24 protein-coding genes and 1 pseudogene are annotated in these 19,817 nt (G+C 51.2%); 7 read left to right on the top strand and 18 right to left on the bottom strand.

Annotated features, from left to right (window positions below; genetic code table 11):
* From ACTHTQ_RS06805 to ACTHTQ_RS06785, 5 genes and pseudogenes are all read left to right on the top strand, one after another.
* Positions 1 to 120, top strand: a pseudogene (locus tag ACTHTQ_RS06805) (IS481 family transposase); the annotation flags it as partial.
* 46 nt (positions 121 to 166) lie between these two features.
* Positions 167 to 379, top strand: a complete 213-nt coding sequence (locus tag ACTHTQ_RS06800) for a surface lipoprotein assembly modifier (RefSeq protein ID WP_440363496.1) — start codon at positions 167 to 169, stop codon at positions 377 to 379.
* 168 nt (positions 380 to 547) lie between these two features.
* Positions 548 to 1,579: an FRG domain-containing protein gene (locus tag ACTHTQ_RS06795; RefSeq protein WP_440363495.1), complete on the top strand. Its 1,032-nt coding sequence runs from the start codon at positions 548 to 550 to the stop codon at positions 1,577 to 1,579.
* Between the two features lie 122 nt (positions 1,580 to 1,701).
* Positions 1,702 to 3,975, top strand: coding sequence for a Tex family protein (locus tag ACTHTQ_RS06790; protein ID WP_440363494.1), 2,274 nt, complete (start codon positions 1,702 to 1,704; stop codon positions 3,973 to 3,975).
* A 200-nt stretch (positions 3,976 to 4,175) separates the two neighbouring features.
* Positions 4,176 to 4,517 (top strand): hypothetical protein, encoded by a 342-nt coding sequence (locus ACTHTQ_RS06785; RefSeq protein ID WP_003683849.1) that lies wholly within the window; start codon positions 4,176 to 4,178, stop codon positions 4,515 to 4,517.
* Between the two features lie 57 nt (positions 4,518 to 4,574).
* On the opposite strand, the gene ACTHTQ_RS06780 is transcribed toward ACTHTQ_RS06785, so the two are convergent.
* Positions 4,575 to 5,465, bottom strand: a complete 891-nt coding sequence (locus ACTHTQ_RS06780; protein WP_440363493.1) for a LysR family transcriptional regulator — start codon at positions 5,463 to 5,465, stop codon at positions 4,575 to 4,577.
* A 127-nt stretch (positions 5,466 to 5,592) separates the two neighbouring features.
* On the opposite strand from ACTHTQ_RS06780, the gene ACTHTQ_RS06775 reads away from it, so the two are divergent.
* Entirely contained in the window at positions 5,593 to 5,988 is a 396-nt protein-coding gene (locus tag ACTHTQ_RS06775) for a DoxX family protein (RefSeq protein ID WP_440363492.1), read from the top strand.
* A gap of 15 nt (positions 5,989 to 6,003) precedes the next feature.
* On the top strand, positions 6,004 to 6,609 hold the full coding sequence (locus ACTHTQ_RS06770) for a nitroreductase family protein (protein WP_440363491.1): 606 nt from the start codon (positions 6,004 to 6,006) through the stop codon (positions 6,607 to 6,609).
* A gap of 112 nt (positions 6,610 to 6,721) precedes the next feature.
* On the opposite strand, the gene cysS is transcribed toward ACTHTQ_RS06770, so the two are convergent.
* From cysS to rpmE, 17 genes are all read right to left on the bottom strand, one after another.
* Entirely contained in the window at positions 6,722 to 8,143 is a 1,422-nt protein-coding gene (gene cysS, locus ACTHTQ_RS06765) for a cysteine--tRNA ligase (RefSeq protein ID WP_440363490.1), read from the bottom strand.
* Between the two features lie 67 nt (positions 8,144 to 8,210).
* On the bottom strand, positions 8,211 to 8,825 hold the full coding sequence (locus ACTHTQ_RS06760; protein WP_440363489.1) for a zeta toxin family protein: 615 nt from the start codon (positions 8,823 to 8,825) through the stop codon (positions 8,211 to 8,213).
* On the bottom strand, positions 8,806 to 8,994 hold the full coding sequence (locus ACTHTQ_RS06755; protein ID WP_003763141.1) for a hypothetical protein: 189 nt from the start codon (positions 8,992 to 8,994) through the stop codon (positions 8,806 to 8,808). Before ACTHTQ_RS06755 ends, ACTHTQ_RS06760 begins: the two co-directional genes overlap by 20 nt.
* A gap of 77 nt (positions 8,995 to 9,071) precedes the next feature.
* On the bottom strand, positions 9,072 to 10,226 hold the full coding sequence (gene obgE, locus ACTHTQ_RS06750; RefSeq protein WP_440363488.1) for a GTPase ObgE: 1,155 nt from the start codon (positions 10,224 to 10,226) through the stop codon (positions 9,072 to 9,074).
* A gap of 143 nt (positions 10,227 to 10,369) precedes the next feature.
* On the bottom strand, positions 10,370 to 10,858 hold the full coding sequence (locus tag ACTHTQ_RS06745) for a peroxiredoxin family protein (RefSeq protein ID WP_070649860.1): 489 nt from the start codon (positions 10,856 to 10,858) through the stop codon (positions 10,370 to 10,372).
* Positions 10,855 to 11,238 carry an acyl-CoA thioesterase gene (locus ACTHTQ_RS06740; protein WP_128582298.1) on the bottom strand — a complete coding sequence of 128 codons (384 nt, stop codon included), beginning with the start codon at positions 11,236 to 11,238 and terminating at the stop codon, positions 10,855 to 10,857. Before ACTHTQ_RS06740 ends, ACTHTQ_RS06745 begins: the two co-directional genes overlap by 4 nt.
* Positions 11,238 to 11,600, bottom strand: coding sequence for a hypothetical protein (locus ACTHTQ_RS06735; protein WP_003681812.1), 363 nt, complete (start codon positions 11,598 to 11,600; stop codon positions 11,238 to 11,240). The genes ACTHTQ_RS06740 and ACTHTQ_RS06735 overlap by 1 nt, the downstream gene beginning before the upstream one ends.
* Positions 11,601 to 11,715: 115 nt before the next feature.
* A complete protein-coding gene (locus tag ACTHTQ_RS06730) occupies positions 11,716 to 12,543 on the bottom strand; it encodes an MlaA family lipoprotein (RefSeq protein WP_440363487.1) in 828 nt (275 codons plus the stop codon).
* Positions 12,540 to 12,818: an STAS domain-containing protein gene (locus ACTHTQ_RS06725; protein WP_440363486.1), complete on the bottom strand. Its 279-nt coding sequence runs from the start codon at positions 12,816 to 12,818 to the stop codon at positions 12,540 to 12,542. Before ACTHTQ_RS06725 ends, ACTHTQ_RS06730 begins: the two co-directional genes overlap by 4 nt.
* 63 nt (positions 12,819 to 12,881) lie before the next feature.
* Complete coding sequence (locus ACTHTQ_RS06720; RefSeq protein WP_049332874.1) at positions 12,882 to 13,472, bottom strand: MlaC/ttg2D family ABC transporter substrate-binding protein; 591 nt, start codon at positions 13,470 to 13,472, stop codon at positions 12,882 to 12,884.
* 32 nt (positions 13,473 to 13,504) lie between these two features.
* Positions 13,505 to 13,999 carry an outer membrane lipid asymmetry maintenance protein MlaD gene (gene mlaD, locus ACTHTQ_RS06715; protein WP_440363485.1) on the bottom strand — a complete coding sequence of 165 codons (495 nt, stop codon included), beginning with the start codon at positions 13,997 to 13,999 and terminating at the stop codon, positions 13,505 to 13,507.
* 49 nt (positions 14,000 to 14,048) lie between these two features.
* Entirely contained in the window at positions 14,049 to 14,825 is a 777-nt protein-coding gene (gene mlaE / locus ACTHTQ_RS06710; RefSeq protein ID WP_070823640.1) for a lipid asymmetry maintenance ABC transporter permease subunit MlaE, read from the bottom strand.
* An 81-nt stretch (positions 14,826 to 14,906) separates the two neighbouring features.
* Complete coding sequence (locus tag ACTHTQ_RS06705) at positions 14,907 to 15,503, bottom strand: cold shock domain-containing protein (protein WP_440363484.1); 597 nt, start codon at positions 15,501 to 15,503, stop codon at positions 14,907 to 14,909.
* 49 nt (positions 15,504 to 15,552) lie between these two features.
* Entirely contained in the window at positions 15,553 to 16,353 is an 801-nt protein-coding gene (locus ACTHTQ_RS06700; RefSeq protein ID WP_250591561.1) for an ABC transporter ATP-binding protein, read from the bottom strand.
* 222 nt (positions 16,354 to 16,575) lie between these two features.
* Positions 16,576 to 17,463 carry a hypothetical protein gene (locus ACTHTQ_RS06695; protein ID WP_440363483.1) on the bottom strand — a complete coding sequence of 296 codons (888 nt, stop codon included), beginning with the start codon at positions 17,461 to 17,463 and terminating at the stop codon, positions 16,576 to 16,578.
* 138 nt (positions 17,464 to 17,601) lie between these two features.
* Positions 17,602 to 19,260 (bottom strand): ArnT family glycosyltransferase, encoded by a 1,659-nt coding sequence (locus tag ACTHTQ_RS06690; RefSeq protein WP_440363482.1) that lies wholly within the window; start codon positions 19,258 to 19,260, stop codon positions 17,602 to 17,604.
* A 235-nt stretch (positions 19,261 to 19,495) separates the two neighbouring features.
* A complete protein-coding gene (rpmE, locus tag ACTHTQ_RS06685) occupies positions 19,496 to 19,711 on the bottom strand; it encodes a 50S ribosomal protein L31 (RefSeq protein ID WP_003681847.1) in 216 nt (71 codons plus the stop codon).
* Positions 19,712 to 19,817: the final 106 nt, after the last annotated feature.

Below are 19,817 nucleotides of genomic sequence, written 5' to 3'. Positions count from 1 at the left end.
CGACGAAAGGAGTTGTGCCGCTTTGTTAATTTCTATAACACTGTGAAGCCGCACCGCAGTTTGAACGGCGATACGCCGTTTGAGGTCTTGCAGGCTTATTTTTCTCAACCTGTGGTGTAAACAACGCGGTTATTTTCTACACCTAGCCACATCGCTCAACATCAGCGTGCAGCGCAGAAACTACCGCGGCCCCGACATCTTCAATATCCAGCGACGTGACACCGAATACTTCACCCGCCTGTCACTGTCGCACAGCCGCCTATCTTGGAAAGGCTTCATCCCGCGCCTGAACTGGACCTGGTCGCACATCCGCAGCAACCATTTCTATTACCGCTATAACAACCGCCGCGTGTTTTTGGATGTATTCAAGCAGTTCTGATAAAAAAAGCAGCCTGCACTTTGTTGGTTACAGTAAAATCAACAGGGTTGCAGGTTGGAAATATTAAGCGGAAGCGGAAGATATTGCCGAATTGGAAGCGTTGAAACGGTAGTTTCAGGTAGCCTGAAAAATTCAATCCTAAAAATTTTTGCTAGTAGAAAGCACCAAATGACCAAACAACCCAATGAAATCCGTAGTATTAGCGACTTAACTCAAATTCTTAAAGAATTGGGCGAGCCGACACATGGCACAACACGTTTCTTTCGCGGGCAAGCAAAAAAATGGGAACTATTGCCCAGCATTTACCGCAAAGATAAACCTTATTTAATTGAAAACGAAGATAAAATTATTAAAGATGCGCTAACTAACTGCCCTGATGATTTTTCTCCCAATGACACTCTATTTGAGAAACTCGTTAAATTGCAGCATTATGGTTATGCTACGCGGCTTTTGGATTTGACAGCTAGCGCATTGGTTGCCTTGTATTTTGCTTGTTCTAATGAGAACCATCATGATAAAAATGGCGAATTAATTATTTTGGATATTCCTGATACGGAAATGAAATACGGAGATAGCGATACTGTGGCTATTTTGGCTGCAATTAGTGCTCAAAATAAAAATTTTTCTTTATCTAATAGCTTAGATTCTGCTCAAACCAAATGCTCTTTAGCAAAAGCAAGCTATATATTAGAAAACTTGAATCAAGAAAAACTCAAATCAATTGAAAATTCTATAAATAATAATTCTCTTCCGCTTAAAGATATTGATGAATATGGAAAACTTATTAAAAAAGCAGCATCAGAAATTGGAGAATCTGCTTTCATATCATCATTTAATGAAGAGCCACCTATTATTTCACTACTTCATGACATTCATACCGACAAACCCAGTTTCCGCCCGGTCATCAATCCAACAGATTTAGGCCGTGTCCTATGCGTTCGTGCCAAACTCAACAATGCTCGAATTTCTAGGCAACAAGGTTGCTTTTTGCTTTTCGGTATTAACAATGAAAAACGCAATCCTGCTGAAATTCCAGATGATTGGAAACGTCTTCCAACAAAAGGAAAAAGGTTTATCGTTAGAAATAAAAAACAAATCATGCAGGAGCTCAAAGCATTCGGCATTAGCAGGCAAACCCTCTTCCCCGAACTGGAAAGCCAGGCTCAAGAAATCATGATGCAATACAAGCCAAAAAAATAACTTTTTGGGCTACCTGAAAATTTAATTTCGCTCAAACCCGAACCCAAAAAGCAGCCTGCACTTTTCAACTTCGTTAAAGCCAACACTTTCAGGCAGCCTGTACCCTTCACACAAGGACCCCCATGAACATCACCCAAATCCTCTCTCAAGAACTCTCCGCCACCGCAGCGCAAATCACCGCCGCCGTCGAGCTTTTGGACGACGGCGCGACCGTGCCCTTTATCGCCCGCTACCGCAAAGAAGCCACGGGCGGGCTGGACGATACGCAGCTGCGCCAGCTTGCCGAGCGGCTGCAATACCTGCGCGAGTTGGAAGAGCGCAAAGCCGTTGTTTTAAAAAACATTGAAGAGCAAGGCAAGCTTTCAGACGACCTCAGGGCGCAAATCGAAGCAGCCGACAACAAAACCGCGCTGGAAGACCTGTATCTGCCCTACAAGCCCAAACGCCGCACCAAAGCGCAAATCGCGCGCGAACACGGTTTGCAGCCGCTGGCGGACGTGTTGCTTGCCGAGCAGCCGCAGGACGTGGAAGCCACCGCGCAAGGCTACCTGAACGAAAATGTTCCCGACGCCAAAGCCGCGCTGGATGGCGCGCGCGCGATTCTGATGGAGCAGTTTGCCGAAGACGCGAAACTCATCGGCACGCTGCGCGACAAGCTGTGGAACGAAGCCGAAATCCACGCGCAAATCGTTGAAGGCAAAGAAACCGAAGGCGAAAAATTCAGCGATTATTTCGACCACCGCGAACCCGTCCGCGCCATGCCCAGCCACCGCGCGCTGGCGGTTTTGCGCGGCCGCAACGAAGGCGTGTTGAACATCGCGCTCAAATACCAGCCCAACGACACGCCGATTACCCAGCAAAGCGAATACGAGCAACTCATCGCCCGCCGTTTCAAGGTTTCAGACGGCCACAAATGGCTGCGCGACACCGTGCGCCTGACTTGGCGCGCGAAAATCTTTCTGTCGCTGGAGCTTGAAGCCTTAGGTCGTCTGAAAGAAGCCGCCGACACCGACGCGATTACCGTGTTCGCCCGCAATCTCAAAGACTTGCTGCTCGCCGCGCCTGCCGGACGGCTGACCACTTTGGGTCTCGACCCCGGCTACCGCAACGGCGTGAAATGCGCCGTGGTGGACGACACGGGCAAGCTGCTGGATACCGTCATCGTCTATTTGCACCAAGAAAACAATATGTTGGCAACGCTGTCGCGCCTGATTAAACAACACGGCGTGAAGCTCATCGCCATCGGCAACGGCACCGCCAGCCGCGAAACCGACAAAATCGCGGGCGAACTGGTGCGCGGAATGCCGGAAATAGGGCTGCACAAAATCGTCGTTTCCGAAGCCGGCGCATCGATTTATTCTGCGTCCGAACTGGCGGCGCGCGAGTTCCCCGACTTGGACGTTTCCCTGCGCGGCGCAGTGTCCATCGCCCGCAGGCTGCAAGATCCGCTCGCCGAGTTGGTCAAAATCGACCCCAAATCCATCGGCGTGGGGCAGTATCAGCACGACGTGAACCAAAGCCAGCTCGCCAAATCGCTGGACGCGGTGGTCGAAGACTGTGTGAATGCCGTCGGCGTGGACGTGAACACCGCCTCCGCCCCGCTCTTAGTGCGGATTTCCGGTTTGAATCAAACCCTTGCCCAAAACATCGTCGCCTACCGCGATGAAAACGGCGCGTTCGACAGCCGCAAAAAATTGCTGAAAGTACCGCGGTTGGGCGAAAAAACCTTCGAGCAGGCAGCAGGCTTCTTGCGGATTAACGGCGGCAAAGAGCCGTTGGACGCGAGCGCCGTCCACCCCGAAGCCTATCCCGTCGTCGCCAAAATGCTGGCGCAACAAGGCATTACCGCCGCCGAACTCATCGGCAACCGCGAGCGCGTGAAGCAAATCAAAGCGTCCGACTTCATCGACGAACGCTTCGGCCTGCCGACCATTTTGGATATTTTGTCCGAGCTGGAAAAACCCGGTCGCGACCCGCGCGGCGAGTTTCAGGCGGCCTCCTTCGCCGAAGGTATCCATGAAATCAGCGACTTGCAAGTCGGCATGATACTCGAAGGCGTGGTTTCCAACGTCGCCAACTTCGGCGCATTCGTGGACATCGGCGTCCATCAGGACGGCCTAGTGCACATCTCCGCTCTGTCCAATCGTTTCGTCCAAGACCCGCGCGAAGTCGTGAAAGCCGGCGACGTGGTGAAAGTGAAAGTGCTGGAAGTCGATGCCGCCAGAAAACGCATCGCGCTCACCATGCGCTTGGATGACGAGGCGGGCGGCGCAGCCAAAGGCAACAGGTCGTCTGAAGGCAAACATTCCGAACGCCGCGACCGTAAACCCCAACGCAACGACCGTGCCCCGACCAATTCGGCGATGGCGGATGCGTTTGCGAAGTTGAAGCGGTAAGGTAGAAAACCAATTGAAGGCCGTCTGAAAAGTGATGTTCAGACGGCCTTTATCGTACGGGGAGAATTAGATAATTGATGGAATGGATATGGTGCTGCGCCCGTTGAATGTTACCGATACATTTTGTAGTAGGTACATGCAAATAAGCGTATAGTTCCAAATATTACAAACCCATCATCACAACCTTAGGAGTTCAAACCATGAAACCTGTTTTGTTTGCCGCGCTGATTTCCTGTTTCTCCGTTGCTGCGTATGCGGCCTGTACCGACAGCCAGCAGCAGTGCGTGATTTATAAAAACGGCAATGTCGCGACAGAAGGCGGCTGTACGGTCAGCAAATGCCAAAGTGCCGATGCGCAAGTGTTGAAATGGAAGCTGAAAAACGGCAAAGGCGTAACCGTTGAAATCGGAAAAAACGGTAAGGTTTTGGTGAACAAAAAACCGGGTGCGAAAGCGAACAACAGCAATGCGTCAGGCATGGGTTTGACATGCTATGCCGCCGATGCGGATAAACGCGAACAGTTCTGCTCGACCAATTATTGATTGGATTGTTGCTTTGATTAAAGGCCGTCTGAAAAGTGTTTCAGACGGCCTTGATGTTTAGCCTTCCGATATTTTTTCATTGAGAAAGTCGATAAAGCTGCGCACTTTCGCGCTAAGAAAGGCCCTGTCGACATAAGTGGCGTTCAGTTGGTCTGTCCAAATGGTGTAATCGGGCAGGAGTTGGATCAATGTGCCGTCCTTCAATTCCTGCCGAACTGCCCAAAGGGGCTGATAGCCTATGCCTGCACCTGATTTAATCAGCTCACGGATCATCAGCGTGTTGTCGCTGCGGATAACCGAGGAGAGGTGGAGAATGGATTTTTCTGCGGTAGCGCGGTGGGTAATTTCCCAGTCTTGTTGACTGGTATAGGAAGGCAGGATAGCTTGGTGCTGCATGACGGCTTCGGGTGTATCGGGTGTGCCGTGTCGGGCAAGATAGTCGGGGGCGGCAAGCAGAACGAACTCGATTTTGGCCAGCGGTTTGACGATCAGCGAAGGGGAGGGGGTTTTGGAAACGCGCAAGGCGAGGTCGAAGCCTTCGGCGATGAGGTCGATATGGCGGTTGTCGAGGACGAGGTCGAGCGTGACTTTGGAATAACGCTGGCGGTATTCGGCCAACCATGCGCTCATATTGCCGCCTGCAAACCACAGGGGCATGGTAACGCGCAACATACCTTGCGGCGTGTCGGCACCGCCTGCCGCTTTTTGGGCGGCGGTGTCCAAGGTATCCAGCGCGTAGCTGCATTGGCGGTAGTATTCTTCGCCTGCCTCGGTCAGGTGGAGGTTGCGGCTGTTGCGGTGTAAGAGCTTGGCTTGAATGGTGTTTTCCAAATGGCTGACGTGTTTGCTGGCCATGGCGGTGGAGATGTCGAGCTGATCGGCAGCACGGGTAAAACTGCCGCTTTGAACCACTTGGCGGAAAACTTTTAGGCTGAATAGGGTATCCATGATTTCTTATTAGGAAACGTTGTATCAATAATTCGAGTATATATCTCTTACTGGGAATTATCTATACTGCACTTATTGAAATTGCTCCCTACTTCTTCAGGTAATCATTAAAATAAGGATTATTAAGATGTCAGCCCTCAAATCATTCCAACCGGTTGTATTGTCTGTCTTGCGCATTGTTACAGCGTATTTGTTTTTGCTGCATGGTACGGCCAAGTTTTTCAGTTTTCCGATGTCTATGGGCGGTGCGCCCGAAGGCTTGATGCTGGTGGCCGGTATTTTGGAAATTGTCGGCGGTATCTTATTGATATTGGGCCTGTTTACGCGTCCGGCCGCGTTTGTTTTGTCCGGTCAGATGGCAGTCGCCTACTTTATGGCCCACGCGTCTTCTGGTAATGTTTTGTTCCCATTGGCCAACCATGGCGAATCTGCCGTTTTGTTCTGCTTCGTGTTTTTGTATCTGGCAGTAGCCGGTGGCGGAGCGTGGGCTTTGGATAACGCTTTTGGTAAAGATAAAGATTAATTTAAGGAAAAGATCATGACTTATTCTGTTTTGCAACAAGCTGCTGAAACCCGTCGTTCTATCTATGCATTGAACAACACCCTGCCTCTGTCCAATGAGGAAGTAACCAAAATCATCAAACACGCCGTTTTGCATACGCCGTCTTCTTTCAATTCGCAATCTGCCCGAGTGGTTGTATTGTTTGGCGAAGAACATGCCAAAGTGTGGCATTTTGTTGAAGAAGCGTTGCGTGCGGTTGTTCCTGCCGAGCAGTTTGAAGCCACTGCGCAAAAACTGAACTTGTTTAAAGCAGGTGCGGCGACAGTTTTGTTCTTTGAAGATCAAGATGTTGTCAAAGGCTTGCAAGAGCAGTTCCCATCTTATGCGGCCAAATTCCCGATCTGGGCGGATCAGGCAAATGCCATGGTTCAATATGCTGTTTGGACAACATTGGCGGCTGCCGGTATCGGTGCCAATCTGCAACACTACAATCCGTTGCCTGATGCGGCCATTGCCAAAGAATGGAACCTGCCGGAAAGCTGGTTGTTGCGTGCGCAAATGGTGATCGGCGGTATTGCGGCTCCAGCCGGCGAAAAAGCCTTCCAACCAGTCGAAGGCCGTCTGAAAGTATTCGGTGCATAAATGAAATGATGTTTAAAACCAAAGGCGCGATGTTTGCGCCCTTTTTGAAATAGCAAAATTAAAAAGGCCGTCTGAAAACAGTTTCAGACGGCCTTTTATCTATGTCATGAAATCAACCGCGGCGCCAAGTCGTACCGCCGGCATTGTCTTCCAGAATGATTTTGTGTTCGTTCAGAAGGTCGCGGATACGGTCGGATTCCGCCCAGTTTTTATCCGCGCGTGCCTGTTTGCGGCGGGCGATTAAGTCTTCGATTTCTTCGTTGGAGAGGCCGTCTGAAACAGCACCGCCTTGCAGAAACTCAATCGGATCGCGTTGCAACAGGCCGATGATGCCGCCCAAAGCTTTTAGGCAGCCGGCGAGGTGCACATCATTGGTTTTGTTCACTTCGCCTGCCAGTTCAAACAACACGGCAACCGCTTCGACCGTACCGAAATCGTCGTTCATGGCGGCGTAGAAGCGGCGGGTGTAGTCGTTGGCGTTTTCGGACAATTCGAACTCGGCCGCAGGAGTGTTTTTCAAGGTGGTGTACAGGCGGGTCAGTGCGCCTTTTGCGTCGTCCAAATGCGCATCCGAGTAATTCAACGGGCTGCGGTAGTGGGCGCGCAGGATGAAGAAACGTACGACTTCAGGGTCGTATTGTTTCAACACTTCGCGGATGGTGAAGAAGTTACCCAACGATTTGGACATTTTTTCGCCGTCCACACGGATGAAACCGTTGTGCAGCCAGTATTTGACGTGGCTGGCAATGCTTTGACCGTGGTGGGTTTGCGCGTGGTCGTGGCCGCAGGTATGACCGCTGGCACCGACGCTTTGGGCGATTTCATTTTCATGGTGCGGGAACTGCAAGTCCGCGCCGCCGCCGTGGATGTCGAAAGTATCACCGAACAGGTTTTCACTCATGGCAGAGCATTCAATATGCCAACCCGGACGGCCGTTGCCCCAAGGGCTTTCCCATGCCGGCTCGCCTGCTTTGGCCGCTTTCCACAATACAAAATCAAGCGGATCGCGTTTGAAACCGTCCACTTCCACACGCTCGCCTGCGCGCAGGTCATCCAACGATTTACCCGACAATTGGCCGTAAGCCGAAAACTCGCGCACGGCGTAGTAAACGTCGCCGTTTGCGGCAGGATATGCCTTGCCGTTTTGAATCAGGGTTTCAATCATGGCAATCATTTGCGGAATGTTTTCCGTCGCCTTTGGCTCAATATCCGGGCGCAACACACCCAAAGCATCGGCATCTTCGTGCATAGCCTGAATGAAACGTGCCGTCAGCTCGCCGATGGTTTCGCCGTTTTCAGCCGCACGGGCGATGATTTTATCGTCGATGTCGGTGATGTTGCGCACATAAGTGAGCGGATAACTACACTCGCGCAACCAACGGGCAATCATGTCAAACACAACCATCACGCGGGCGTGACCTAAGTGGCAGTAGTCGTAAACGGTCATACCGCACACGTACATACGCACGTTTTTAGGGTCGATGGGGGTGAAGGGTTCTTTTTGACGGGTCAGGGTGTTGTAGATGGTTAGCATGGGATTTTCAATTTTTGTTTAAATAAGGATAAATTATTTGGATTTTTTGTGCAGAAGGATTCTTTATTTATTCATAAGCCAAGAAAGAATCAAAAATTAATCCATTTGAAAGTATGGTTTGCTCGATTGGCTTTACCCAGTCGGCTAAATGTTTGTTTTTCAAATATTGATGTTGATTTATCCATATTTGCAGTTGAGGATAGACGGATGAGTTATCAAAAATAAAACTTTCATCGGCAAACGGTAATGCGGTATGAAGGTTTTGCAGGCTCACATGGTAGCGTTTGAGGATTAACTCAGGGTCTATCCAGTGTCCGCCGCTTGCGACACGCTCTTGCATGCGTCGAATATTTAATTCAGGCGTAGCAAGGCCGATATAGTTGAGTATGACGTAGAATCCGACATTGCTGGCCGTTTGAATGCGTGTAAGGGCGGATTTGCCGGATAAGGTCGATTCCATGGAAAAAGAAATTCGATTATCCAACGCTTGATGGAATAAGCGCAATGCAGTTTTTCCCGCTTCCATATCGGCCAAGCGGGGCATTTCAGGGTTAATTTCTGCTGCGATATGGTCGGAATCAATCACTAACGAGACACGGTCTTGATTGAATTGGCGCAGGGTAGATTTGCCCGAACCGTTAGCACCACAGTAAAAAATCGCTTTAGGCCGGTTGTTTGACATGGCCTACTGTTCTTTGGTTACCGGAAGGATGATATTCGATCAGATTGCCTTCATTATCGACTACTGTGATTACGGCGTATTTCCGTTTTTCTGCCAGCCATGCCTGATACAAAATTTTAAGCATAGCTTGCTTTTTCGCCAATTCGACACGTTGTTTATCAGAAATCATGGTCTTCCTTGCTTTTTTCCTGTATTCGGGCGACCCTATATTACATTAAACAGGCCGTCTGAAAACTTTTTATTTCCTTACTCCGGCTTAAATACACCTGTGTCCGTTTTAGGCTGCTGCTCGGCAATCTCAACATTTGCGGCTGCCTGTTCCGCTTCTGCTTTCTCGGCTTCAATGCGTTTTTTCTCAGTCAGGTATTGGTTGATTTGGTGTACCAATTCCTGCGTGCCTTGGTGGGTCAGTGCGCTGATTTGGAAGAGGCGTGGGGTTTCCATGTCGAATTGGAAGCGGTCGTCTGGTTTCGGGTAGTCCCAGCCGATGGCTTTGAGGAAGGCGGCGCTACGCGCTTGGGCTTCTTCTTCATCGAGCATGTCGAGTTTGTTCAGCACCAGCCAGCGCGGTTTGTCGTAGAGTTCTTCGTCGTATTTGCGCAATTCGTTGATGATGGCAAGGGCTTCTTCGGCAGGGTTGACCGTTTCGTCGAAGGGGGCTAAATCGACGACATGCAGCAGCAGGCCGGTGCGTGATAAGTGTTTGAGGAAACGGTGGCCGAGGCCTGCGCCCTCTGCCGCGCCTTCAATCAGGCCGGGAATGTCTGCCATGACGAAGCTGTGGTTTTCGTCGATGCGCACGACGCCCAAGTTTGGATGTAGGGTGGTGAAGGGGTAGTTGGCGATTTTGGGACGTGCGGCGGATACGGCGGTAATCAGGGTGGATTTACCGGCGTTGGGCATGCCTAATAAGCCGACATCGGCGAGGACTTTGAGTTCGAGTTGCAGGGAACGGGTTTCGCCTTCTTCGCCGGGCGTGGATTGTTTGGGGGCGCGGTTGACGGACGATTTGAAGTGGATATTGCCTAAGCCGCCTTTGCCGCCTTTGGCGAGGCAGACGCGCTGGCCGTGATAAGTGAGGTCGGCGACGATTTCATCGGTGTCGAGGTCACGGATGAGGGTGCCGACGGGCATTTTGAGGACGATGTCGTCTGCACCTGCGCCGTAGCGGTCGGAGCCGTGGCCTTTTTCGCCGTTTTTGGCTTGGTAGCGTTTGACGAAGCGGTATTCGACGAGGGTGTTGGTGTTTTCGTCGGCTTCTGCCCAAACGCTGCCGCCTTTGCCACCGTCGCCGCCGTCAGGGCCGCCGCGGGGTACGAATTTTTCGCGGCGGAAACTGGTTGCGCCATTACCGCCTTTGCCTGCGGCGACTTCGATTTTTGCTTCGTCGATAAATTTCATGATGTTCTCTTATGGGTATTCGGTTGTTTCAGACGGCCTTTGTTGATAGAGGAGCTTGGTGTCTGAACGGATAAAATGTTGCTTATTATAAAGGATATTTCGGTTTTAGGCCGTCTGAAATATGGTTTCAGACGGCCTTGGATTTATTGGGCGAGGGCTTGGTCGATTTCTTGATAGAGTTGGGAGAAATTGGGTTCGCCAACGTAGGTTTTAAGGATGTTGCCGTTTTTGTCGATCAGGACGGAAGTCGGGTAAACCTGTGTGCCAAAGGCTTTTGCGGCAGTTTTGTCGGCATCGTACATGACGGTGAAAGGAAGGCCGTATTCTTTGACATACTGATGGACGCTTTCGATAGGGTCGATGGGCTGGGCAATGCCGAGGACTTGGAAGTTTTTGCCTTGATAGTCTTGGGCGGTTTTGATGATTTTAGGCATTTCGCTCACGCAACCGGGACAGGAGGGAAACCAGAAGTTAATGAGGGTAACTTTGTCTTTTAAATCGGCATTGGTAATGGTTTTGCCTTGCAGATCGGGCAGGGCGAAATCAGGGGCGGCTTTGTTGCTGGGGATAAGGACGAAGGTGAGAAGCGCGCCAATTGTGGCAACGATGAGGAGTGTGAGTATTTTTTTCATGATGTGAGATTTTGAATTGCGTGTGCTAAGGTTTGGGGAACGCTGATGCTGCGGCCGCTTTCGCTGCTGACGGGCATAAGGGTAACTTCGGCTTCGATGGCGGCTTTGCCGTTGGGCAGGGTTGCGGTTTGGCTGAGGATGATGTGGCGTGTGCCGATGTCTTTCAGACGGCCTGTAAAGGTCAAGACATCGCCTTCAAGTGACGGGCGGCGATAGCGGATGTCAACGCGTGCAACAACGAGCATGATGCCTTCGAGTTCGGACAGAAGGTCATGCTCTTGAAAAAACGTCCAGCGCGCTTCTTCGAGAAATTCGAGATAGCGCGCATTGTTGACGTGGCCGTAGCCGTCGAGGTGGTAGTTGCGGACGGTCAGTTTCATCAGTTGAGATTGATGGGTTGGAACTCTTCGCGTGCGATGGGTTCGTGTTCGAGGTCGGTAATCACGGTGGAGAGTTGGATGTCGAACCATTCGTTGAAAATGTCGGCGTCCAAATCCGGCCATTCGCTTTCGTCTTCGCACCAGTCGGCCAATTCGGCAGCAAAAATGTCTTCAAAACGCGCTTCGATTTCATCCCATACTTCGTCGGCAGTTTCGCACGGGCGAACGAGGTAGGAATTGGCATCGGCTTGAATGTCTTCCAGTGTCAGGCCATCCAAGTGATTGCCGGGCAGGGATTTCAGCCAGTTCCAAAAAGGATCGAGGGGGATAAGCAGGAAGACGCTGCGGTTGACTTCGTACATGGTGTTTTCCTTGGTTTCTGTATAGTTGAATGATATAGCAAAGGTGGTGGACTGGCTATCTTTTGGGGGATAAAGGCCGTCTGAATTTCAGACGGCCTTTAATTTATGGAAACCATCAGGGATTTTCTGATGGTGTTTGATACAGGGTTTGAGGGTTGGCTGTATCGGGGATTTCTGCCGGAGCGGTTTGGGGTGCTGCTACCGGTTCGGAAGAGGCGTTGCTGTCCACCAAGTCATCGATGTCGATGTTGTCGTCTTCGCTTTGAGGGAGCGTGCCGCCGGTTTGTTGGGAGCGGACTTTCATGTAAAGGTCGCGTGTGTAGCTGTATTTGTCGATGGCTGCGCCTTCGAGGCTGTCGGTCAGGTCGAGCAGTTCTTTACGGGTGTTGATGGCTTGCAGGCCGATTGTGCCCCAGCGTCCTGCGCTGGTGTGGAAGACGGCGTTTTTAACCGGATAGACGGTGGTAACGGCGTTGCCGACGGTATCGCGTACGGTAGACGGGCCGAGTAGGGGGACAACGAAGTAGTTGCTGTTTTTCCAGCCCCATGAGGCGAAGGTGTCGCCGAGGGTGTTTTTATTGCTGGGTACGCCGCCTGCACCGGCTACGTCGATTAAACCGCCAAGGCCGAAGGTGGTGTTGATGCCGACGCGGACGAGGTCTTCGCTGGCGCGTTTGACGTCAAGGCGCAGAACATTGCTGCCGAAGCTAACGACATCGCGCAGGTTGTTGAAGAAGTTGCTCACGCCGGTACGCACCGGTTTGGGCGTTACTTTGCGATAACCGCGTGCGACAGGAGAAAGGACGTATTTGTCTGCTTTGTCGTTGTACTTGGAAACGGTGCGGTTGTAGCCTTCGTAAGGGTCAGCCGGATTGCGTTCGGCCAGTGCGGGAGTGGAGGCAAGGCTGATGAGGAGGCAGAGGGAAGCGGTGGTTTTTTTCATGATTGCAACCAGTCTTTGATTTCATAAAGTTCGGCCAGTACGCGGACGGAATCGGGAATATTTTGAATGGTCGGTTTTTTGTCTGTCCGGCGCAGAGCGTTGAGCAGCAGGGAAACGCAGGCTGAATCTGCTTTGCCTACTTGGCTGAAGTCTATGCTGTCTGTTTCTTTCAGACGGCATTGTTGTTCGTAGCGCGCAAAGGCGGAGGCAGTCAGGGTTTTGACAGTAACGTCGCCGCTGATGTAGAGCGTGCCGTTGCGGATTTCTGTTTGCATGGTGTCTTTATGATGTAAGGCACCATGCCGTCTGAACATCAGGCGGCATGGTGCGAAGGTGGATTATTTACCGCCGTTTTTGGCTTTCAAGTCAGCAATCAGGCCGTCGATGCCTTTGGCTTTGATGGTTTCGCCGAATTGGTTGCGGTATACGGTAACCAAGCTTGCGCCTTCGACTGCGACATTGTATGCGCGGTATCTGCTGCCGCTTTGGTAGGTGGTGAAGTCCATGTTGACCGGTTTTTGGCCGGAAACGTTGATTTCGGCGCGGACAACGATTTCTTTACCGCCTTTGTTTACGACCGGGTTGTCTTTGATGTTGACCTTGGCGTTTTTGAATTTCAGCATGGTGCCGGAGTAGGTGCGGATCAGCAGGGTTTGGAACTCTTTGGTCAACGCTTGTTTTTGTGCGTCAGTTGCAGTACGCCATGGGTTGCCGACGGCCAAAGCGGTCATGCGTTGGAAGTCAAAGTAAGGAATGGCGTATGCTTCAGCTTTTTGGCGTGCGGTGTTGGCATCGCCGCTGTTGAGGATTTTCAGCACTTGAACGGAGTTTTCACGGACTTGGTTGACTGCGTCGGCAGGAGAAGCAAATGCCATGCTGATGCTCAATACGCCGATGCTCAATGCGCTGATGAAGGAAGTTTTTTTCATGGGAGTGTCCTGAATATTGGGTTGATATGTGTTTATTGTTCGTTTTGACCGGCAGATTTACTGTCTGCGTTTTTTTCGGCAAAGCTGGTCATGAATTTGCCGATAAGGTTTTCCAAAACCATGGCGGAGCTGGTGACGGTAATGGTGTCGCCTGCTGCCAAAGAATCAGTATCGCCGCCTTGTTGCAGGCCGATGTATTGTTCGCCCAACAAGCCTGAAGTCAGAATTTGTGCGGAAACGTCGCTGCTGAACTGATATTGGCTGTCCAGATTGAGGGCGACTTTTGCCTGATAGGATTTAGGGTCGAGCTGAATGGAGGCGACGCGGCCCACCAGTACGCCTGCGGATTTGACCAGAGCGTTGGTTTTCAAGCCGCCGATGTCGCTGAAATCGGCATAGACGGTGTAGGTTTGAGAGGATTTGCCGAACGATTGTCCGCCGGCGGCGCGGAAGGCGAGAAAGCCGATAGCGGCCGCGCCCAGTAAGACAAACAGTCCTACCCAAAATTCCAAAGCATTTTTTTTCATGTGCTATTGTCCTTGTTTCATTCTTTTTAAGTGTCGTTTCAGACGGCCTTTAGTCGGTAAACATCCACGCGGTCAACATAAAGTCGACGGCAAGGATGGTCAGGGCGGAAGACACTACGGTGCGTGTACTGGCGCGCAAAATACCTTCGGAAGTCGGTACGCAGTGGAAGCCCTGATGTACGGCGATCAGCGTAACGGCTACGCCGAAAGCGGCGGATTTGATTAAGCCGTTGAGTACGTCGTAATGGAAGGTAATGTTGTTTTGCATTTGCGACCAGAAAATACCGCCGTCCAAACCCAGCCATTCGACGCCGACCAAATACGCGCCGTAAATGCCGGCAACGTTGAAAATCGACGCCAACAAAGGCATGGAAAACACGCCTGCCCAAAAGCGCGGCGCAACTACGCGTGCCACAGGGTCGACCGCCATCACGTTCATTGCTTCAAGCTGCTCGGTGGTTTTCATCAAGCCGATTTCGCTGGTCATGGCACCGCCCGCGCTGCTGGCAAACAGAATGGCCGCCAATACGGGACCCAATTCGCGCAATAGGGAAGCGGCAACCATATAGCCCAAAATATCGGCGGATTTGAATTTCGCTAGTTGCGTATAGCCTTGCAAGCCCAATACCATGCCAACAAACAGGCCGGAGACGGCAACAATCAGGACAGACAACACGCCTGCAAAGTAAACCTGGCGGATGCTCAGGCGCGGGCGGGTAAACGCCGTGCCTGATTTGGCCAGGATATGCAGGAAAAACAGCGTAATGCTGCCCAGCGATTGGATGAAGCCGAGGGTTTTTGCCCCGACGGAACGGATAAAATTCATAGGTTTCAGTTGATTGGTTAAATGGTTTTCAGACGGCCTTGATTGATTAAGTTTTAGATTGTTTGAAAGGTGGAGAGGAGTTTAGATTTTACCACCATAATATGCCGCTAATTTATTTAGGCATTTACGAACACAGGCTGATGTTTTAGGCATATTTTTTAGTTTTTCCGCAATAGGTGGTGAAACTTTATAATATGCCTTTACCAAAACCTTACCTAAAGTATTGGTTAAAAGTGTTTCATCACGGAAGCGACGTAAGGCAATAACTTCTTCGGCGAATGAATCTCCATAAACTGCTGTAGCAATAAAGCAATTGCTAAAATTTTTATAGACACTGCCACAGTAGGGGCAAATAGAATGGCTAATACTGCCTTTACGCATAATAATCCGTGGAGTCATTTTTTTGTTGCAAGTATAGCAATTTACCCTTGGATCGTTTTCGTCACGTTTAGCTTGTCTCTCAGCTGCTCTTTTTTCCGATGCTTTTTCAGTAATAACGACAGTACCTGCAACCGGTCCTCGTTTGCTTGTACGTGCCTCAAAAGTAACGGCATCGCCGTTATGTGGCAACTCTGCCCCTTGAATATGTTTTACTGTGAAATAGTATTCTTTTCCTTCTGCAGAAACGATATATCCGTATCCTTTACTTTCAGAAAACCATTTAACTTTGCCGTTCATACAATGAGCCTTTAAGGTTTGGATTGCGTGATGACAGGCCGTCTGAACATCAGCCCAGCAAGTCTTGTTTTAAAGTCGTTTGCGCCGGATAGCGGTAGGCGACGGGGCCGTCTGCCAAACCGCCGACGAACTGGCGTACCCAAGGCGAGTCGAGTTCGCGCATTTCTTCGGGCGAGCCGGAGAACATGATTTCGCCGTGTGCCAAGAAAATGACTTGATCGACGATTTCCAATGATTTTTCAATATCATGCGTCACCATGACGCTGGTTGAGCGCAGGGCTTTGTTGGCACGGCTGATGAGGTGGGCGATGACGCCCAGCGAAATCGGGTCGAGGCCGGTGAAAGGCTCGTCATACAACATGATTTCAGGGTCGAGCGCAATCGTACGCGCGAGGGCGACACGGCGCGACATACCGCCGGAAAGCTCCGAAGGCATCAGGTTTTCAACACCGCGCAAACCGACTGCATTCAGTTTCAACACCACCAAATCGCGGATGACCGCTTCGGGCAAATCCGTCAGTTCGCGCATGGGGAAGGCGATGTTGTCGAAGACGGATAAGTCGGTGAACAATGCGCCGTGTTGGAACAAAACGCCCATGCGGCGGCGGTGTTCGTACAGCTCCTGCGCCGAAAATGCGGCCAAATCGCGCCCTTCAATCAGCACTTTTCCCGATTGTGGGTGAACTTGACCCGTAATCAGGCGCATCAGCGTGGTTTTACCGCTGCCCGAACCACCCATTACGGCGGCGAAATTGCCTTGTGGAATGCTGAAGTTGATGTTGTTCAGAATAGGACGGTCGCCATATGCGAAGGCAACGTCTTTCATTTCGATGAAGGGTGTGGAACTCATGCAGGAGAGGGGTGTCGAAAAATGTATTTTAATTACGGGTATTGTAAAGGGTATTGGATATTCGGGCAATTTTCAGACGGCCTGCGCTTAGGAATAACGGGTAAAAACGTGTGAAAGAATGCAGAAGCGTTGGTGGCACGGTCGTTTTGTCACGTGTTGTGTCAAACATACAGACAGATATGTAGGTATATAAAGAGGCGGGAAAACATGCCCGCCTTGTTTTTAATATTTCTGCAAACCTTCCACCTTGATTTCTTTGACATTGGCATTGATGAAGGCTTGAGTCGCTTTCATCGTGGCTTGGATGCGCGGATCGTTCCAGCGCACGATTTGGTTGTTTTCATCGCGCTTGTCCGACCAGATAATCACACCATCGGTGTATTTTTTGCTGATTTCGAGCATTTTGCGCCAGCGGACGGGGTCGATGAACTGCTTGAAATAAGGGCTGTTGGTGGCCGAATAATATTGCGGCCAGATATAGCCGATGATTTTTTTATTGGGAAAGCGTTGATGGATGTCGTCAACGGCGGTTTTCACGTCTTTTTCCCATTGCACCAAATCGGGGGAAGTGATGTAGAACACAGGATTGGCATAGTCGCTGATGGCGGCGGTGGGCGCACGGCGTTTGCTGACTTGCCGCCATTTGACCAAGATGGCTTCGTTGTCGACATTGGGACGGTAGTGGCGGATGCCGTGCAGGTGCTCGGAAGGCATGCCGTAGTTGCTGATGACGGCGCGCGGGTTTTCTTCTCTGAAGATTTGGTACATCCGTGCGAAGTCGGTTCTCAATTCGTCGGGTGTCAGCAGCTGGCCGTCTTTTTCGGCAAACCAGCTTTCGATGTCGGTAGAAATGGTGCGGTAGCCTTCTCGGCGCGATTGTTTGGCCAATTCACGGATGCGCGCTTCGTTGAGTACGCCGTGTTTGCGTTTGCCTGTCGGATCGGGTTTGACCAGCTCACTTTCGTAAACCAAGAACACTTTGGAGAGTTTGTCGGCAGTCAGATCGGGTTTGCCGACGTAGTCCATGCGGTCGTAAATGATGAAATCTTTGGCATGGGCGGAGAGGGCGGTCAATAAGAGGACGAGGGGCAAAAGGCGGTTGGGTTTCATGTTTTTAGGCAGATAAGGGAAAAGGGCCATTGTACGGGAAGCGGTGTTAAAGTAAGTCAAAGGCCGTCTGAAAGGATAAAAGTTCTTTCAGACGGCCTTTGTTGAACTGGGAATGTTCAGTTTTGAGGCTGGTGTGATTTATTGCGCCGCAGTTTTTTCCAGCAATAGGAAAGTCTCGGCTTTGTTGCGTGGTCTTGCGCCTTGCCACAAGGTTTGCCAGCCCGAAGGTGCGCCGATGTTGGCGGCTTGGCGGATGAGTCGGTAGCGGCAGGACGGGGTGTCGGTCGTGGTTTTAATATGGCTGTATTGTGTCCACGCGATGCGTGTGCGCTGGTCTTGGCTGTCGATGTTGATACATTCGAGGCCGTCTGAAAGTTTCTGTTTCAATTCGGAAGAAAGCGCGGCTTCCATTTGGTGTACTACCGGTGCATGGCTTTTGGCGGCGTTGAGCCACGGTAAAAACAGGGTCATCAGCAAAGCCCAAGCCAAGGTAACGCCGGCCGCCCAGTTGGTTACGGCTTGGCGGCCGCGGATGTTTTTACGCGTAATCGCCCAAAGCCACAACGGGGTAAACAGCAGGGCGACGGCCATCGGAATCGGGTCGATGTCGGGGATGTAATACGGGCTGAAATAGGCGGCACGTTCGGCCAGTTTGGCAGGCCAGCCGTAGTTCATGGCGAAGAAGCCCAGCCACAGGAAGACGGCAATCAAACTGAATGCCATGATGCCGAACCAGTTGATAAATGCCGCTGCACCGCGACGCAGGCCGTCCAGTTGTGCCGCACCGAGCAGGGCGAGCGGTGGCAACAGCCAAACGAGGTTGTCTTGCAGGCGTTGAGGGTTGATGGCGAGCAGGGCTGTCATGATAACCAGCCACGACAGGCTCAGAATGCCCCAGTTTTTATCGTGGATACGCGTGCGGCTGAGCGTCCATGCCGCCAGCGGCCAAGCAGGCAGGGTAAACCACAGCAGGTTTTTCAGATAATAGGGCAGGTTGAAGGCCGTCTGAATCTGATGGAAACCGCCGAATACGCCTAAGGAATAATGGTTGAACCAAACCTCAAACCATTCGGGATTGGTTTTGGATAAAACCAGCGGATACAAAATCAGCAGGGGCAGGGAAACGACGATGGCGCCAATCAGGGTCAGCAGATAGCGTTTGCTTTGCCAAGTAGAATGGAACGACAGGGCAAGTGCCAAAAACATCATGGCCACAGTCAGCAGGTAGCCTGAGGAGAGGGAGAGTAAAACCCAGCCGCCGCACAACAGCAAAATGGCAATAATGACGCGGCGGCGTGCCAGTGAAAAGCCGCACAGAATCAATCCAAACGCGGCAAAAGCGGCCGACATGGGATTGAGGAAGTGGGCGATGGGCAGCAAACCGATGCTGCCGATAAGGATTAAGACAACGCTGCGGCCGTGGTGTCTGCCGAGAAAGTTGAAGCCGGCAAAACCGCAGGCGGTCAGTCCGATGGCGGTAAATACCACGCCGGCAAAACGCGCGGCATCATAGGCATCGGCAGCCCAAGGAGAAAACAGGGTTTGGAATGCAGTTGCCGCCCACAAAAAAGCAGGGGAGATGGTGAAATCGGGTTGGCCGAAGATTTGTGCAATCAGCAGGCTGCCGCCGTTTTTCATGGACTCGGAGGCGGTAAAGAGAGAGGGTTCGGCAGGGTTCCACAAGTCATGCGAGAACACGCCCGGCCACAGCCAGGCAAAGGCCATCAGCAGCAGAAGCCATGGTTTTTCATGGGTTTTTTGGGGGCGGCGCGGATCGGGCGGTGTGTAAGTCAGCATGGAAGGTCAAAAAACGGTTGGTTTGAATAGCAATGGTACAGGGTTTGACGGGTTTGCGCGATATGCCGGACCGGAGGGCTTTGTAAAATAATGCTTACGGCTCGTTTTTATCGGGTGTTTGGAATGATATGGCATTCGGTTGACGACAAAAAGCTCAGGCCGTCTGAAAGAAATGTTTCAGACGGCCTGAATGCAAAAAAGACTGCACGAAGCAGTCTTTTTGACAAAGCGGCAATTAGCGTTTGAACAGGTTGCCGAATTTGTTGTTGAATTTGTCCACACGACCGGTAGTGTCGACGATTTTTTGAGTACCGGTGTAGAAAGGGTGGCACAGAGAGCAAACCTCAACGTTGAAGCTGTCTTTTTCCATTGCGGATTTGGTCACGAATTTGTTGCCGCAAGAGCAGGTAACGTTGATTTCGTGGTAGTTCGGGTGAATACCTTGTTTCATTTGATTTCCTTTCGATTAAGCGGGCACAGGGGTTTTGCCTGTACTTCAGTTAAGCGTGGGATTTTCGCTATTTTTGGCTGTTTCGTCAAGAGGATATTTTGTATCC

Source organism: Neisseria sp. P0020.S003 (assembly GCF_051957095.1).
Lineage (GTDB): Bacteria > Pseudomonadota > Gammaproteobacteria > Burkholderiales > Neisseriaceae > Neisseria > Neisseria subflava.
The sequence above is the reverse complement of the archived record's forward strand: the minus strand, read 5'-3'. Positions and strand labels throughout refer to the sequence as shown.